The 13,087-nt window shown below is 65.8% G+C and carries 12 protein-coding genes; 5 read left to right on the plus strand and 7 right to left on the minus strand.

Going from position 1 to position 13,087, the window contains the following annotated elements:
- Positions 1-17: 17 nt before the first annotated feature.
- Complete coding sequence (gene rfaD / locus QJT82_RS16550; RefSeq protein ID WP_028341615.1) at positions 18-998, minus strand: ADP-glyceromanno-heptose 6-epimerase; 981 nt, start codon at positions 996-998, stop codon at positions 18-20.
- A 135-nt stretch (positions 999-1,133) separates the two neighbouring features.
- On the opposite strand from rfaD, the gene waaF reads away from it, so the two are divergent.
- A complete protein-coding gene (gene waaF, locus QJT82_RS16555; RefSeq protein WP_028341614.1) occupies positions 1,134-2,198 on the plus strand; it encodes a lipopolysaccharide heptosyltransferase II in 1,065 nt (354 codons plus the stop codon).
- Here the strand turns inward: waaF and QJT82_RS16560 are convergent.
- On the minus strand, positions 2,180-3,220 hold the full coding sequence (locus tag QJT82_RS16560) for a glycosyltransferase family 4 protein (RefSeq protein ID WP_028341613.1): 1,041 nt from the start codon (positions 3,218-3,220) through the stop codon (positions 2,180-2,182). The two genes, waaF and QJT82_RS16560, sit on opposite strands and share 19 nt — an antisense overlap.
- Positions 3,221-3,357: 137 nt before the next feature.
- On the opposite strand from QJT82_RS16560, the gene galE reads away from it, so the two are divergent.
- The gene (gene galE / locus QJT82_RS16565; protein ID WP_028341612.1) at positions 3,358-4,371 is read left to right on the plus strand and encodes a UDP-glucose 4-epimerase GalE; all 1,014 of its coding nucleotides are present in this window, start codon (positions 3,358-3,360) and stop codon (positions 4,369-4,371) included.
- A 109-nt stretch (positions 4,372-4,480) separates the two neighbouring features.
- A complete protein-coding gene (locus QJT82_RS16570) occupies positions 4,481-6,292 on the plus strand; it encodes an ABC transporter ATP-binding protein (protein WP_028341611.1) in 1,812 nt (603 codons plus the stop codon).
- A gap of 6 nt (positions 6,293-6,298) precedes the next feature.
- On the opposite strand, the gene QJT82_RS16575 is transcribed toward QJT82_RS16570, so the two are convergent.
- Complete coding sequence (locus QJT82_RS16575) at positions 6,299-7,477, minus strand: dipeptidase (RefSeq protein WP_028341610.1); 1,179 nt, start codon at positions 7,475-7,477, stop codon at positions 6,299-6,301.
- A gap of 153 nt (positions 7,478-7,630) precedes the next feature.
- On the opposite strand from QJT82_RS16575, the gene QJT82_RS16580 reads away from it, so the two are divergent.
- Entirely contained in the window at positions 7,631-8,332 is a 702-nt protein-coding gene (locus QJT82_RS16580; protein WP_028341609.1) for a fumarylacetoacetate hydrolase family protein, read from the plus strand.
- A 69-nt stretch (positions 8,333-8,401) separates the two neighbouring features.
- Here QJT82_RS16580 and QJT82_RS16585 read toward each other — a convergent pair whose 3' ends face one another.
- Entirely contained in the window at positions 8,402-8,626 is a 225-nt protein-coding gene (locus tag QJT82_RS16585) for a hypothetical protein (RefSeq protein WP_028341608.1), read from the minus strand.
- Positions 8,627-8,833: 207 nt separating this feature from the next.
- Between QJT82_RS16585 and QJT82_RS16590 the strand changes: the two genes are divergently transcribed.
- Positions 8,834-9,106, plus strand: coding sequence for a hypothetical protein (locus QJT82_RS16590; RefSeq protein ID WP_063607092.1), 273 nt, complete (start codon positions 8,834-8,836; stop codon positions 9,104-9,106).
- 88 nt (positions 9,107-9,194) lie between these two features.
- Here the strand turns inward: QJT82_RS16590 and QJT82_RS16595 are convergent, their stop codons facing one another.
- The 3 genes from QJT82_RS16595 to ggt all read right to left on the minus strand — a co-directional run bounded on the left by QJT82_RS16595 (position 9,195) and on the right by ggt (position 12,782).
- On the minus strand, positions 9,195-9,569 hold the full coding sequence (locus QJT82_RS16595; RefSeq protein ID WP_259266160.1) for an SPW repeat protein: 375 nt from the start codon (positions 9,567-9,569) through the stop codon (positions 9,195-9,197).
- Positions 9,570-9,590: 21 nt separating this feature from the next.
- Positions 9,591-10,955, minus strand: a complete 1,365-nt coding sequence (locus QJT82_RS16600; RefSeq protein WP_051447932.1) for an MFS transporter — start codon at positions 10,953-10,955, stop codon at positions 9,591-9,593.
- A 273-nt stretch (positions 10,956-11,228) separates the two neighbouring features.
- Positions 11,229-12,782, minus strand: coding sequence for a gamma-glutamyltransferase (ggt, locus tag QJT82_RS16605; protein WP_245288763.1), 1,554 nt, complete (start codon positions 12,780-12,782; stop codon positions 11,229-11,231).
- Positions 12,783-13,087: the final 305 nt, after the last annotated feature.

Genomic DNA, 13,087 nt, shown 5'->3' on the forward strand with positions numbered 1-13,087 from the left:
AGTCACCGTCATCCGCACTAGCGATAGCGATCCGCGCGATCGAGAAAGCCCGTCACATAGGCCCCGACTGCGTCTTCCAGGCGGGTGAAACCGCCATTGTATCCGGCGCGCCCGAGACGATCGACGACGCTCTGGGTGAAGTACTGGTAGCTGCCGCGAATCTGCTCGGGCATGTCGACATACTGGATGTTCGGCTCCAGCCCGAGCGCGCCATACGCCGAGACGATCAGGTCCTTGAAGCTGCGCGCCTTGCCGGTACCGACATTGAACAGCCCGGAGACACGCGGCGTCGCGATCAGCCACATCATCACCCGCACGACGTCGTCGACATAGATGAAGTCGCGGCGCTGATCGCCGTCGGCGATGCCTTCGCGATGCGACTTGAACAGCTGCACGACGCGGCCCGCCTTGATGTCGTCGAAGCGGCGCGCCAGCACGCTCATCATCGGGCCCTTGTGGTATTCATTGGGGCCGAACACGTTGAAGAATTTCAGCCCGGCCCATTGCGGCGGCAGGCGCTCGCCCTTCGCCACGCGCTCGGCGACCGCAAGGTCGAACAGGTTCTTGCTCCAGCCGTACAGGTTCATCGGCCGCAGGCGCTTCAACGCCTCGACCGACGCGTCGTCGTCGAACCCCCGTTCGCCGTCGCCATAGGTCGCGGCCGAGGAGGCATAGATGAACGGCGTGGCATTTGCCGTGCACCAGTCGAGCAGCCGCATCGAGAGACGGAAATTGGTCTCGATCACCAGATCGCCGTCGGTTGCCGTGGTCTCGGAGATGGCGCCGAGATGGATCACGGCGGTGAGCCGCCGCCCTTTCAGCCAGTCGCCAAGCTCGGCCGGCGGAACGACATCGGCAAGCTGGCGCTTGGCCAGGTTCCGCCACTTGCCGTCCTGCCCAAGCAGATCGCAGACCGCGACGTCGCTGCGCCCGGCGTCGTTCAACGCGGCCACGACGTTCGATCCGATAAAACCGGCGCCCCCGGTTACCAGAAACATGATGAAATCCCGCCAGATTCCTTTGCAGCCGTCAGCTTTGCCCCACTCCCGCGTCGCAGGCAACGACGGCTTTACCTCTCATCGCGAACCGGTTACCGACTTGGCCGCGCCCGATCGGCCCTGGCCTATTTAGAAATGAATATTGATTCAATATCTGATATCGAAACACAGGACACCGAGGATACCAGACCTATCCTCGTCGTGCCCTATGTTTGGATCGGCGATTTCGTGCGCGGGCACACCGTGGTCAGGGTGCTCCGCAAGCGCTGGCCGAACCGGCCGATCGACCTTCTGACATCCCGGCTTTGCGCCCCTTTGGTCGATTATATGCCCGATGTTCGCGCCGGGATCGTGTTCGACCTGCCGCGCAGCCGGCTGGCGCTGGCCCAGCAGCAGGCGCTCGCGGCCGAGCTTCGCAGCCGGAACTACGCCACCGCGCTGGTGCTGCCGCGGACCTGGAAGGCCGCCCTCGCGCCGGCGCTGGCGGGCATCCCGGAACGGGTCGGCTTCTTTGGCGAGGTGCGGTTCGGCCTCATCAACGCGATGCGATGGGGCGAAAAGCGGCAGCCGCGCTTCATCGACAAGAACGCGATCCTGGCGCTGCCTGACGGCGCCGCCCGCCCGCCGGAATGGCCGGCGCCGCAGCTCCGGGTTCCCGCGGACGACATCGAACGCTGGCGGCAGGGTAGCGGCCTCGGCCGCGGTCCCGCCATCGCACTCGGCCCCGGCTCGGTCGGCGCCTCGAAACGCTGGACCTATTATCCGCAAGCCGCGCGGCTGTTCGCCGAACATGGCTTCGACGTCTGGGTGGTCGGCGGCCCCGGCGAGAAGGCGCTGGCGCAGGAGATTTCGGCGGTCGGCGGCGCGCGGGTCCGCGACCTCACCGGCACTGATCTGCGCAACGGCATCCTTGCGATGGCCGCGGCCAGCGTCGCTGTGACCAACGACTCCGGGCTGATGCACATCGCCGCCGCAATCGGCACGCCGACCATGGGCATCTTCGGCCCGACCGATCCTTATCTCTGGGCGCCCCTCAACGGCCTCGCCGCGACGGTGCTGCAGACCAAAAGCAAGTTGTCGTGCCAGCCGTGCCAGCGCACGGTCTGCACCATGAACGACCATCGCTGCATGCGCGACATCGCGCCCGAAGAGGTCGTGGAGATTGCGCAGCGGGTGCTGGCTCAGGTCAGCGCGCGATAGGCCTTGGCGATCGCGTTCGCCTCGGCATCGAGGCTGAACTTATCCACAACTCGTTGGCGCGCCCGCGCCCCCATCGCCGCGGCCGCTGCCGGATCGCGCATCATCGGCTCCAGCGCGGCCACAAGCGCGTCGGCGTCGCCGGGCGACGTCAGCACGCCGGTGACGCCGTCCTCGACCACGAACTCGGCCGCGCCCGCGCGCGCCGCCACCAGCGCCGCGCCCGCCGACATCGCCTCGATCAGGGTCAGGCCGAAACCTTCATTGCGCGAGGTGAAGGCGTAGATCGTCAGCCGCTGGTACCAGCGCACGACATCCTCGATCGGCAGTTCGCCTGTGATGATGATGCGCGATTGCAGGCCGGCTGCCTCGATCTTCCGCTTCAGCTCATTGGCAAAGGCCAACTGCTCCGGCACCACGGCGCCGACGATGACGGCGGTGAAATCGGGATAGCGCGGCAGCAGCCTGCACATCGCCTCGACGAAGACGTCGCTGCCCTTCTGCGCGCGCACACGCCCGAAGCAGCCGATCGCATAGCGCCCCGGCAGACCGCTCTCGGCGAAGGCGCTCGCGCGATCGGCGGGCGGCGCATAACGATCGGTGTCGACGCCGTGCATCACCACCGTCGCGTCGCGCTTCAAATAGGAGGCCGACAGCGGGCTGGTGGCGATGATCGCATCCATGTTGCGGATCAGCCAGCGCGTCAGCCAGGTGTGATGGCGCTGCGCGGCCGAGGTGAAGATCAGTTTCAGCGGCCAGCCAAGCGCGCGCAGCACGAGCCCGACGATCATCTCGTCGTTGCGCCGCGCATGCCAGATCAGCGGCGACGTGCGCCGCCACAGGTGCAGGAGATCGGCAAATCCGATCGCGTCGATGCCGTCGGGCCGATGCGAGCCGAGCCAGCCTGCGCGAAGCATTTTGGCGAGCTTCGGCGCGACCATGCGGTTGGTCGCGGTGACACCCGAATAGCGTCGGTGCAGATTGGGCACGATGAGCTCGAGCTCGCCGGCAGGTGTGTTCTCGATCGGCACGCAAGTCTCCGTTTCGTGCCAGTTCCTATACGCAACATTAAGCATAGTGGCCAGTTCGGCCGCGGCGAAACCCCCTCTTCACCGCACTCCCGCTAGCATCGTCAGTTAAGAATATCGGGAGAGCTCTATCCATGACCGTGCTCGTGACCGGCGGCGCCGGCTATATCGGAAGTCACATGGTTCATGCGCTGGTCGATGCCGGCGAGAGCGTCGTCGTGATCGACAACCTTTCCACCGGCTTCTCCGCGTTCCTGCCCGAAGGCGTGCCGCTGTTCATTGGCGACGCCGGCGACGAGAACCTCGTCGAAGGCGTGATCGTCCAGCACGGCATCGACAGCATCATCCATTTCGCGGGCTCCGTCGTGGTGCCGGACTCGATGCGCGATCCGCTCGGCTACTACCGCAACAACACCATGACGACGCGCAGCCTGCTCAACGCGGCCGTGAAGGGCGGCGTCAGCCGCTTCATCTTCTCCTCGACCGCGGCCGTCTACGGCAACCCGGACCAGGTGCCGGTGCCGGAGATCGCACCGACCCGTCCGCTGTCGCCCTACGGCTCGTCGAAGCTGATGACCGAGATCATGCTGCACGACGTCGCGTCCGCTCATGGCATGAGCCACGTCGTGCTGCGCTACTTCAACGTCGCCGGCGCCGACCCGAAGGGCCGCGTCGGCCTTGCCACCATCGGCGCCACCCATCTGCTCAAGATCGCGGTCGAGGCCGCGACCGGCCAGCGCGCCAAGATCGACGTGTTCGGCACCGACTATCCGACCCAGGACGGCAGTTGCATCAGGGATTTCATCCATGTCAGCGACCTGGTCGAGGCGCATCGCGCGGCGCTGTCCTATCTGCGCGCCGGCGGGCAATCGGTGACGCTGAATTGCGGTTATGGCCGCGGCTATTCCGTGCTCGAGACGATCGAGGCGGTGCGCCGGGTCTCGATGCGCAATTTCGCGGTCGCCTACGCCGCGCGCCGGCCCGGCGACATCATGACCATGGTGGCCGACACGACAAGGATCCGCTCGCTGCTCGACTGGACCCCGCGTTACGACGATCTCGAGACCATCGCGAGCCACGCACTGGCCTGGGAGGAGAAGCTGTTCCGGGAGCGCGCAGGCTCCGCGCGACAGGCGGAATCGGCCTAAAAAACAAACCGTTATCAAGCAGTTATTGTGCTTGAAAAAGCCCCGCCAAGCGGGCAAGGAGGTCCCGCAACCCTGACGGCCGGCGCTGCCCGCCGTCAATGGAACGCGGATGGCCCAGTTTCCAAAGAAAATTACCGACGATCCCTATGGCGCGGCGATCCTGATTCGCCGCCTGGTCACGGAACAAGGGATTACCTATTGGCGCCGCTATCTGACGGCGTTCGCCCTGATGGCCGTTGCGGCCGGCTCGACGGCCGGCGCCACCTACGTGCTCGGCCAGGTGATCAACCAGGCCTATGTCGACAAGAACATCCCCGGCATCGCGATGTTCGCCGGGATCACGGTGGTGCTGCTGTTCATCAAGGGCGTGGCGACCTACGGCCACATGGTGATCCTGAACAAGATCTCCAACGCCATCCTCGCCAGCAACCAGCGGCAACTCTTCGCCAAGCTGATGAGCGAGAGCATCGGCTTTTTCTCGCAGCGGCACTCGTCGGAATTCCTGGCGCGGCTGACCGCCGGCGCCAAGTCGATCACCGACGTGCTCAACATGCTGGTCAATGCGATCGGCCGCGACTTCCTGATGTTGATCAGCATGGTCGCCGTCATGGTCTGGCAGGACCCGCTGATGTCGTTCATCGGGCTCGTGGCGGTGCCGCCGGCGATGCTGATGCTGCGCAGGCTGGTGAAACGGATCAAGGGGCTCGCCTACAACCAGTTCACCGGCACCGCCGACATCATGGAGACGATGCAGGAATCGCTGCAGGGCATCCGCACCGTGAAGGCGTTCACGCTGGAAGGCACCATGCAGCAGCGGATCGACGAGCACATCGCAACCGTCGAGAGCAATGCCAACAAGATGGCGCGCGTCGCCAACCGTTCCAATCCGCTGATGGAGATGCTCGGCGGCTTCGCGGTCGCCGGCTGCCTGATGTATGGCGGCTACAGCGTGGTGGCGCTCGGTTCCACGCCGGGCCAGTTCTTCACGTTCCTGACCGCCTTCCTGATGGCGACCGAGCCGGCCAAGCGGCTGGCGCGGCTCAATATCGACCTCAACAGCCAGCTGGTCGGCGCGCGGATGCTGCTCGAGGTGGTCGACAGCCCGGCGAGCGAACAGACCGATGACGACAAGCCGGCGCTGAAACTCTCCGACGCGCGGATCGAGCTGCGCGACGTCAGCTTCGCCTATCGGCCGGGCGAGCCGGTGCTGAACCGCATGAGCTTCGTCGCCGAGCCCGGCAAGGTGACCGCGCTGGTCGGCCCCTCCGGCGGCGGCAAATCGACCGTGCTGGCCTTGCTGCTGCGCTTCTACGAGACGCGCGAGGGCGACATCGTGATCGACGGACAATCGATCTCGTCGGTGTCGCGCAAGTCGCTGCGGCAGCAGACCGCCTATGTCGGACAGGACGTCTATCTGTTCCGCGATACCATCCGTGCCAACATCGCCTTCGGCAAGCAGGGCGCCACCGAGCAGGAGATCGTCGACGCCGCCAAGGCCGCCTGCGCGCACGACTTCATCATGAGCTTCCCGCTCGGCTATGACACGCCGGTCGGCGAGCACGGCACCCAACTGTCCGGCGGGCAGCGCCAGCGCATCGCGGTCGCCCGCGCGCTGATCAAGAACGCGCCGATCATCCTGCTCGACGAGGCCACCGCCGCGCTCGACTCGGAGTCCGAGAAGCAGGTGCAGGAAGCGATCGAGCATCTCTGCCAGGGCCGCACCACGATCGTGATCGCGCACCGCCTGCACACCATCATGCATGCCGATGCGATCCTGGTGGTCGAGGGCGGCGAGATCGTCGAGCGCGGTCGGCACGAGGAGTTGCTGCGCCGCGGCGGCCGCTACGCCTCGTTCTTCCGCCTGCAGCACCACCATGACCCGTCACCGCTGGCGCTGGCGCCGATCAGCGCCACCGGCTAGGGCCTGTCATCCCCTCCGGGCAATGCCTGCGCGCAGCACGCGCAGGACATTGCCGCCCATGACCTTGCGGATGTCGTCCTCCGAGAACCCGCGCGACATCAGCGCCTGGGTCACGGCGACGATCTCGCTGGCATCGAAGCCCGTCGTGGTCGAGCCGTCGAAATCCGAGCCGAGGCCGACATGGTCGATCCCGACCAGGTCGCGGACATACGCGATCGCCCTCGCGACGTCCTTCGGATCGAGTGAGCAGACCGCGCCTTGCCAGAACCCGATGCCGACCACGCCGCCGGTCCGCTCGACACCCCGGACTTCGTCGTCGGTGAGGTTGCGGTTGACCTTGCAGGTCGCCTGAACGCCGCCATGGCTCGAGACCACCGGGCGCGTCGCCATCGCCAGCACCTCGGCGACCGCCGCGTGGCTCGCATGCGCGAGGTCGACGATCATGCCCATCGCCTCCATCCGCTGCACCACCTGCCGGCCGAGCGGCGTCAGTCCGCCCTTTGCGACGCCGTGCATCGAGCCCGCGACATCATTGTCGAAGAAGTGCGCGAGACCGGCCATTCTGAATCCGGCGGCATAGAGCACGTCGAGATTGGCGATGTTGCCCTCGATGTCCTGCAAACCCTCGATCGAGAGCATGCCGCCGACCACCGTCGCGCCGCTCTTGCGGTCGGCGAGCAGGCGGTCGAGGTCGGCCGGCGTTGCGATCAGGCGCAGCCGTCCGGCGGACAGTTCGGCGAAGCTGTGCAATTTCTCGGCATGCCACAGCGAGCGCTGCAGCAACGAGAACCACGTCCGCGGCGGCTGCAGATCGATGATGGCGAGGTTCGTGATGGTGTCGGTATCGGCGCCGTTGGCATCATAGTTCTGGCCCTTGGGCGACTTGGTGACCGACGAGAACACCTGCAGCGCGTAGTGTCCCTCGATCAGGCGCGGCAGGTCGATATGGCCGCGATCGGATCGCGCGATCAGGTCACGCTTCCACAGCAGGCTGTCCGCATGCATGTCCGCTACGTCGAGCGTCGCCTGCAGGGCCGTTGCGCCGGGCGTGATGTCCAGCGCCACGCGCTGGACCCTGTTCTGCGCCTGGTCGATCCGCTCCGGGGCGACCGTGAAAAAGCGAACCGCGGCGGCGATCAGGACCACGGCGACCAGCACCAGGCCGATCGAAAGCCATTTCCTCATGGGCACCACCGCCTTTGTCGACCAAAGGCGGCCGCGCTCGGCGGAAAGCTGGCCTCACCTCTGCGCCGGATGCAGCCGCGGCCACTAGCCCTGAGCGGCGTAAGCGCGTAAATACCGCCCGCGCTCCCTCCTTCAACCCTCCGGGACCCGTTCATGAACGCCGCATCCACCGTCATTCCGCTTCCCCCGCAGCCCTCGCTTCCCGTCGTCGGCGAATCCGGCACCTATCCGGTCCGCCGCATCTGGTGCGTTGGCCGCAACTATCTCGAGCATATCAGGGAGATGGGCAATGACGAGCGCGCGCCGCCGTTCTTCTTCGGCAAGCATGCCGACATGCTGGTGCCCGATGGCGCGACCATCCCCTATCCACCGCTGACCAAGGACCTGCATCACGAGGTCGAGCTGGTGGTGGCGATGAAGAGCGGCGGGCTGAACATTCCCGCCGACAAGGCGCTCGAGCATGTCTACGGCTACGCCGTCGGCATCGATCTGACCCGCCGCGACCTGCAGATCGCCTCGCGCAAGAAGGAGCGGCCCTGGGAGATCGGCAAGTCGTTCGACTATTCCGCGCCCTGCTCGGCGATCCAGCCGGCCGCGAAGATCGGCCACCCGACCGCGGGCAAGATCTGGCTCACCGTCAACGGCAAGGAAGCCCAGAAGGGCGACCTCACCGAGCTGATCTGGAACGTGCCTGAAATCATCTGGCAGCTCTCGCAGCAGGTGAAGCTCGCCGCCGGCGACATCATCATGACCGGCACGCCCGCCGGCGTCTCGCAGCTGCAGGTGGGCGACAAGCTCGAATGCGGCGTCGACGGCGTCGGCAAGCTCGCTGTGACGATCGGCAAACCGGAATAACCGCCTCGGGAGACGAGGCAAGGCCCAAAGCCCCCGGACCTCAGGTCCGGGGCTTTTTGCTGTGCGCGGTCAGCGCATCGTGCCGGGCATGCAGGGCGGCTCGGTGAAGGGAGCGGTCGCAAACGATCCAACCTTCGGCGCGCGCACGCAATCGGTGGTCTTGCTGCTGACCGTCGTTGTCGTCATCGAAGCATTGGCGCGCCGCACCGCAGCGTTGTTGCCGGCGGCGGACGCCTGCGTCGAACAGGCGGCTGCCGCAACCAGCGCAAGCGCTGCGAGGGTCAATTTGGTCATGGGATTTCTCCGTACGGTGGATGAAGCCGACCTAGCTCGGCTCCTGTGATCAGGACCGCGCGCGCCCGGAAATTATTTCATCACGCGCGATCACCGCGCCGCGAGCGCCCGATCACATCAGATGGAGCGGGGAATACCGGAGCGACCGGGGCACTCCATGTCATCAAGGCCGCGCGCAAACGCGGCGATGACGGCATGGAGATTTTCATGATCGATCTTCGACGACCCGGCGTACGGCTTGGCTTGGCTGCGATTATGTCCGCGGCAATGGCGACCGCTTGCTTCGCACAGGCGGCGGTCCGGCAGCCCCGCGCCTATGCGTCAAACGAAACCGCGAGCAGGCCGTGGTCGGCGCCGGTCGGCCATCGCCAGCCGCGCGCCGCCGATATTCCGGCGACGACATCGACATCGCAGCAAGTCATCGATCAGGAGGACGCGCTTGTCGACCGCAAGATCAAAGGCATTTGCCGCGGCTGCTAGAGCATGATCCGGAAAAGTTGCGAAGCGGTCTCCCGAGGACCATGCTCAAAGACAAAGAGCCACACCTCGGTCTCGCCGGCGGCGGATCTTACTGCCGTTCGGCGATCTGCGACGTGGCCGGGCCGAAATGCGTCTTCTCGTACTCGAGCCACAGCTCGAGCAGCGCCATGAACGCCACCACCGCGCCGGCGGCGATGGCAAAATGCATCGCGCGGGTATGTGCGAAGCCGAGCAGCCAGGGCGAGACGATCAGCCAGCAGCCGACGACCAGGTTGATCCATTCTTCCCAGATCGAGAACGCGACGATCGCCGCCAGCGACATGATCGCGATCGCCGCGCCGCTGATCCTGAGATCGATCGCTGCGGTCGGGTTGACCTGCACGAACAGCCACGGCGCGGCGAGCAGGAAGATCGCTGCGACGAGGTTATAGAGATCGAGCGCCGATTCTTTTCGCCACTTCATCATCGATTGCTCCCTTGCTGCTCAAACCCGCTGCTGATGCGCCTCGGGCGCATTGATGTCTCTGCCCGTGTAGTCGGTCATCATCGCGGTCGCGACCAGCGTGATGATTGCGCAAGCCGCGATATAGGCCGCGATCGCGATCGCCGAATGGAACGTGCCGAACAGCCAGGTCGCGATCAGCGGTGCCGGACCGCCGGCGATCACGGAAGCAAGCTGATAGCCGAGCGAGGCGCCGCTGTAGCGCAGGCGACCAGTAAAGCTCTCTGCGATCAGGGCCGCCTGCGGGCCGTACTGCATGTCGTGCGGAATCAGCGACAGGAAGATCGCGAGGAAGATGATCGTTTCCGATCCGGTGTTAAGCATCGCGAAATAGATGAAGCCGAACACGCCGGTCACGGCAGCGCCGATCATGTACATGTTCTTGCGGCCGATCTGATCGGAGATGTGCCCGCACAGCGGGATCGAGACGAACGACAGCACCGAGGCCGCGAGCACCGCGGTCAGCAGGAAGTCGCGCGAGACGTGCAGCGTTCCGACGCCGTAGGAGAACACGAAGGCGGTGAAGATGTAGAACGGCGCCTGCTCGGACATCCGCGCGAAGGCGGACAGCAGGATCTCCTTCGGATGGTCGCGGATCACCGTCAGCATCGGCGTGCGGTCGAGCTGACGTTCGGCCAGCAGCTTGCTGAACACAGGCGTTTCCAGAATGCCGAGTCGGATGTAGAGGCCGACGCCGACCAGGACGATGCTGAGCGCGAACGGAACGCGCCAGCCCCACGCCAGGAACTGGTCGCCCGACATCTGGCTGAAAGCCAGCACGGCAAGATTGGCGAGGAACAGCCCGCAGGGCACGCCGAATTGCGGCCACGACGCGATCAGGCCGCGGGAACGATCGTTGCGCGCCCATTCCATCGACATCAGCACCGAGCCGCCCCATTCGCCGCCGACGCCGACGCCCTGGATGAAGCGCAGCACGGTCAGGATCACCGCGCCCCAGATGCCGATGCTGGAATAGGTCGGCACCAATGCGACCGCAGCGGTCGCCAGGCCCATCAACAGCAGCGTCGCGATCAGCGTCGACTTGCGGCCGATGCGGTCGCCATAGTGCCCGAAGATCGCAGCCCCGATCGGCCGCGCGACGAAGCCGACCGCATAGATGGCGAAGGCCTCGAGCGTGCCGACCCAGGGATCGGAATGCGGAAAGAACAGTTTCGCGAAAACCAGGCCGGTGACAGTGCTGTAGAGGAAGAAGTCATACCACTCGATCGCGGTCCCGACGGTGGAGGCGATCACCGCGCGGCGCAGCTGGACCTGATGCTCGGACGGCGTGAGCTGGTTAGCGTCGAGGCCGGGGGTTGGACGAAGCGTTGGGCCAAATGTTGCCATGGGGGTGTCTCCCTCGCAGGCCCCCGGACGGATATTGACGGTGGTTCGTTTGAGTACGAACGATAACGCGCCCGGGAAAGTTCCACCGGAACGGACCGTCGAGGCTTGAACTTTAGTCGGCCTTCAGTCGGCCATGGCGAGCGACAGGTCGCAACGCGCCGAACGCGTCGTCCGCCACGGCTCGCCCACCGAGTGGCGGACCATGCTTCGCACATGGCTGCCGGATGCGCCCGGCAGCCGCCGGGCGGCTCCGTCAATCTGCCGCGCTTCGTCTCATGACAGGCCGAGGGCCCGCCCGTCGCTGCGCGGATCGTGCGCCCCGGTGATGCTTCCGTCGGCGTCGATCCGGATCGCACCCGGATGTCCCGCGAGCGGGCTCTGGGCCGGTATCGGACTGATTTCGTGGCCTCGCCCGGCGAGCGCCTTGAAGACCTCTTCACCGGCATCCTTCTCCAGCTTCAGGCTGTCGCGCGCATCGGAGAACGTCTTGCCGAGCAGGAAGCGCGGTCGCGACAGCGCGGTGAGCGGATCCATGTTGTAGTCGATCAGCCTGGTCAGCACCGCTGCGAGCGTCTGCGGCTGGCCGTCGGCTCCCTGCGTGCCGTACAGCAGACGCGGCCGTCCGCTCTTGAGATAGATTCCCGGATTGAGCGTGTGGAACGGCCGCTTGCCCGGCTTGAGGCAGTTGGGGCTGGCCGGGTCGAGGTTGAACGACGCACCGCGGTTGTGCCAGATGATGCCGGTGTCGCCGGCCACCATGCCGCTTCCCCAATCGTAGTAGACGGTTTGCAGCATGCTGACGCAATTGCCGTCCCGGTCGGTCGCGGCGAGATAAACCGTGTCGCCCTTCTTGAACACGTGCGGCCACGGCATCGCCTTCTCGAGGTTGATCGCCTTCGCGCGCGCGTCGAGGTAGCTCGCCGAGAGCAGCTGATTGACCGGAACGTCGACGAATTCCGGATCGCCGATGTAGCGGCCGCGGTCGATGAAGGCCTGCTTCACCGCTTCGACCAGCAGGTGATAGTAGTCCGCGCTCCCTTCCGGATATTTCGCAAGCTCGAAGCGGTCGAGAATGCCCATGATCTCGAGCGTCGTGAGACCCTGCGTCGGCGGGCGCAGCCCGAGCAGCTCGCCGCCGCGATAGCCGACGCGCAACGGCGTCTCGTCGCGCGCGCGGCAGCGCGCCAGATCGTCGGCGGTCAGCGGCGAGCCGATCTGCTTCAGTCCGGCCGCAATGCGCGCGGCGAGCTTTCCTTCGTAGAAATCACGCCCGCCATTTGCCGCCAGCATCTCCAGCGATTTCGCGAGTTCGGCCTGGACCAGCGGCTCGCCGATTTCAGGCATACGGCCGGCGGGCATGAAGATGCGCTGGATGTCGGGCCAGTCCTTCAGGTTCTTCGCTTCCATGTCCTGCCAGAAGCGCTGCGACGGCGTGACCGGGAAGCCCTTGCTGGCGTATTCGATCGGGCGCGCGAACAGCGAGGCCCAGCTTTGCTTTCCGGCCCACGACTTGCGGCTGAAATCGAACGCCTGGTCCCAGACGTCGACGGTCGTGGCCGCGGTCAGCGCCGACCCCGGCCCCCGGATCGGGACCGAGCCGCTGTAGTTCGGCAGGTTGAGCGCGGCCTGACCCGCGCCGGACAGCGTCCGCACATTCCCCTTGCGGTCACTGATCACCATGAAGCTGTCGCCGCCGAGACCGCTGAAATGCGGATAGGTCACGCACAGCGTGGCACCGATGGCGATGACCGCCTCGATCGCATTGCCGCCCTTGCGCAGCACCTCGAGTCCCGCTTGCGTCGCGAGCTCGTGCGGGCTCGTCACCATGCCGGTCTTCGATCGCGCCAGCGCGCCCGTATTGTCGAGGGCCCAGAGCGGTCGCGGCGCCGCCGCGGCGACCGCCGTGAGCATGGACCCGACCAGCAACTCCCTGCGCGACATGCCAAGATTGGCCATTCGACTTCCCTCCCGTTTCCTCGTTGTGTCGATGTTGTGCGATCGCGGGCTGCGGACACCGCGACGTCCAAATCCCCGAAGGACCGCCACTGGCATTTGGCATACCAAGATTGAAGAAAATTCTTACTTCGGTCAAGCCTGTTGAGAAGGCGCGAGCGAGATCGAGTTCGCGCCCC

The organism is Bradyrhizobium sp. Mp19 (assembly GCF_029952935.1).
In the GTDB taxonomy this organism is placed as follows: Bacteria; Pseudomonadota; Alphaproteobacteria; order Rhizobiales; family Xanthobacteraceae; genus Bradyrhizobium; species Bradyrhizobium elkanii.

Excerpts from the sequence above, each read along its gene's own strand:
- waaF (WP_028341614.1), top strand. The coding sequence starts at position 1,134 with ATGAATATTGATTCAATATCTGATATCGAAACACAGGACACCGAGGAT.
- QJT82_RS16570 (WP_028341611.1), top strand. The coding sequence starts at position 4,481 with ATGGCCCAGTTTCCAAAGAAAATTACCGACGATCCCTATGGCGCGGCG.
- galE (WP_028341612.1), top strand. The coding sequence starts at position 3,358 with ATGACCGTGCTCGTGACCGGCGGCGCCGGCTATATCGGAAGTCACATG.
- QJT82_RS16580 (WP_028341609.1), top strand. The coding sequence starts at position 7,631 with ATGAACGCCGCATCCACCGTCATTCCGCTTCCCCCGCAGCCCTCGCTT.
- QJT82_RS16600 (WP_051447932.1), bottom strand. The coding sequence starts at position 10,955 with ATGGCAACATTTGGCCCAACGCTTCGTCCAACCCCCGGCCTCGACGCT.
- QJT82_RS16595 (WP_259266160.1), bottom strand. The coding sequence starts at position 9,569 with ATGAAGTGGCGAAAAGAATCGGCGCTCGATCTCTATAACCTCGTCGCA.
- QJT82_RS16585 (WP_028341608.1), bottom strand. The coding sequence starts at position 8,626 with ATGACCAAATTGACCCTCGCAGCGCTTGCGCTGGTTGCGGCAGCCGCC.
- ggt (WP_245288763.1), bottom strand. The coding sequence starts at position 12,782 with ATGGTGACGAGCCCGCACGAGCTCGCGACGCAAGCGGGACTCGAGGTG.
- QJT82_RS16575 (WP_028341610.1), bottom strand. The coding sequence starts at position 7,477 with ATGAGGAAATGGCTTTCGATCGGCCTGGTGCTGGTCGCCGTGGTCCTG.
- QJT82_RS16590 (WP_063607092.1), top strand. The coding sequence starts at position 8,834 with ATGATCGATCTTCGACGACCCGGCGTACGGCTTGGCTTGGCTGCGATT.
- rfaD (WP_028341615.1), bottom strand. The coding sequence starts at position 998 with ATGTTTCTGGTAACCGGGGGCGCCGGTTTTATCGGATCGAACGTCGTG.